Consider the following 2,754-nt stretch of genomic DNA (forward strand, 5'->3'; position numbering starts at 1 on the left):
ATGATGTCGATGGCAATCGTTATATCGATTACTTAGCAGCCTATGGTCCGATCATCACGGGACACGGTCACCCTCACATTACGGAAGCGATCACCCATGCTGCTCAAAACGGTCTTCTTTACGGCACACCACACCGTCTAGAAATCGACTTTGCACATAAACTACAAAAAGCGATCCCATCGCTTGAAAAAGTACGCTTTACGAACTCGGGAACGGAAGCCGTCATGACGACGATTCGTGTCGCACGTGCGTATACGGGTCGTGAGCTCGTCGTGAAGTTCAGTGGCTGTTACCACGGTCACTCGGATTTGATGCTGATTGCAGCAGGTAGCGGACCGGCGACACTTGGTTCTCCTGATTCAGCTGGTGTCACGAAAGCGACGGCAAAAGAAGTCATCACGACACCGTTCAATGATGTCGAATCGTACCGTCAAATCATGGAGCAATGGGGCGATCAAGTCGCTTGTGTACTCGTTGAACCGATCGTCGGAAACTTCGGTATCGTCGAACCGCAACCTGGATTCCTTGCTGCGGTCAACGAAATCACGCATGCACACGGCGCACTCGTCATCTATGATGAAGTCATCACAGCCTTCCGCTTCACATACGGCAGTGCACAAGAGTTACTCGATATCCGTCCCGATATGACGGCACTCGGCAAAATCATCGGTGGTGGTTTACCGATCGGCGCTTATGGCGGTCGCAAAGAAATCATGGAACACGTCGCGCCACTCGGTCCGGCTTACCAAGCAGGTACGATGGCAGGTAACCCAGCATCCATGGCTGCGGGTATCGCTTGTCTTGAATTACTTGAGAAGCCTGGTGTCTATGAACAACTCGATCACCTTGGCGCCTTACTCGAACAAGGTGTGCTAGAAGCAGCAAAACGTCATGACGTCACGATTACGATCAACCGTCTAAAAGGTGCCATGACGGTCTACTTCACGGATGAAACAGTTATCGATTACGATGGTGCAGAACGTGCAGATAGCGAGATGTTCGGACGTTTCTTCAAATTGATGCTAGAAGAAGGCGTCAACCTTGCCCCTTCGAAATACGAAGCGTGGTTCCTGACGACAGAACATACGGAAGCCGACATCACAGAGACGATCGCAGCAGTCGATCGTGCCTTTGCTCGACTCTAAGTCCTCCCACTAAAAAAGCAGCGACCTCGCAAAGGTCGCTGCTTTTGTGTTATTCGACGAGTTCCAGATTTTGAATGGCATACAGTTCGAAATAAGCGCCTCGTTTTTGCATGAGAACTTCGTGTGTGCCAATTTCCGTAATCTGACCATTTTCAATGACGACGATCTTATCGGCATCGGTAATCGTTGATAAACGGTGCGCGACAGTAAACGTTGTCCGTCCTTTTGCAAGACGCGCTAACGAATCTTGAATCATCGCTTCGCTCTCTAAATCGAGCGCACTCGTCGCCTCATCCAAGATTAGAATCGGCGGATTCTTCAAGAAGACCCGCGCAATCGCAAGACGTTGTTTTTGACCACCCGATAACTTGACGCCTCGTTCACCGACCGGCGTATGATAGCCGTTCGGTAATCGTTCGATGAATTCGTGGGCATTCGCTGCTTTTGCTGCTGCGATGACTTCCTCGTCCGTCGCGTCCGGATTCCCCATCTTGATGTTCATTTGGACCGACTCACTAAATAGAATCGATTCCTGCATGACCATCCCGATCTGATCGCGAAGACCTCGCAACTTCAAGTCACGAATATCAACACCGTCAAGCGTGATCCGACCGGCAGACACATCATAAAAACGCGGAATCAAACTGACGAGCGTTGATTTCCCGCCACCTGACATCCCGACGAAAGCAATCCGTTCGCCTGCCTGAACGTCAAGCGTCAAGCGATCGATCGCCAGCTCGCCGCCTTCTTCATAAGCAAAGCTGATATCTTCGAACTGAACGTTCCCGCGGACATCTTTCGGTTCGCGCGCATTCGGTTTTTCCGTGATGTCATACGGCTCATCTAAAAACTCGAACATCCGATCCATCGAAGCGATCGACTGTGTCAACGTCGTTGAGGAGTTGACGAGACGACCGAGCGGTGCATACAGACGGTCGATATAACCAATGAACGCGACCATCGTCCCAAGTGTCACATGTCCGTTCAAGACGAAGAACGCCGCCGTTCCGAAGATCAGGATTGGTGCGAAGTCCGTAATTGTCGAGACGACGACGTATGTCCGCGCATTCCAGTTCGTTTGACGAAGCGCTGCTTTTAAGAACCCATCATTTTGATGTTTGAACGCTTTGTTCTCGTGTGGTTCCAGTGCAAAACTACGGATGACCGCCATGCCGTTGACCCGCTCCGTCAAATGACCTTGTAGTTCCGCAAGGGCTGCCGAACGTTCCCGTGTCAATCCGCGTAAACGCCCGTAAAAGAACTTAACGGCGAGAGCATAGAATGGTAATGGAATGATCGCGACGAGTGTCAACTGCGGATCAATCGTCCACATGATGGCGATCGCGATGAAAATCGTGATCATATCGAGCCACAGATTCATTAATCCCGTGACGACGAAGTCTTTCGTCTGCTCGACATCATTGATGATTCGCGAAATGACTTCCCCCGTTTTTGTGTTCGAATAAAAACGAAGCGATAATTTCTGAACATGATCAAATAATCGGTTCCGTACGTCAAATAAAATCTTCGACGCAGACCATTGCGCGAGATATTGGCGAACATATTCGAGCGGCGGCTTGACGATCAAGAAGATGAAGACACCTGCTCC

Annotated in this window: 2 protein-coding genes; one reads left to right on the forward strand and one right to left on the reverse strand. The window is 50.3% G+C overall.

Annotated features, from left to right (window positions below; translation table 11 throughout):
- Positions 1 to 1,145, forward strand: a 1,145-nt coding sequence (locus B2751_RS04760; RefSeq protein WP_290773236.1) for a glutamate-1-semialdehyde 2,1-aminomutase, incomplete at its 5' end; no start/stop codon positions are given.
- Positions 1,146 to 1,194: 49 nt separating this feature from the next.
- Here B2751_RS04760 and B2751_RS04765 read toward each other — a convergent pair.
- Positions 1,195 to 2,754, reverse strand: a 1,560-nt coding sequence (locus B2751_RS04765; RefSeq protein WP_290773237.1) for an ABC transporter ATP-binding protein, incomplete at its 5' end; no start/stop codon positions are given.

Origin of the sequence: Exiguobacterium sp. UBA6282 (assembly GCF_002440475.1) — a bacterium.
GTDB lineage: Bacteria > Bacillota > Bacilli > Exiguobacteriales > Exiguobacteriaceae > Exiguobacterium_A.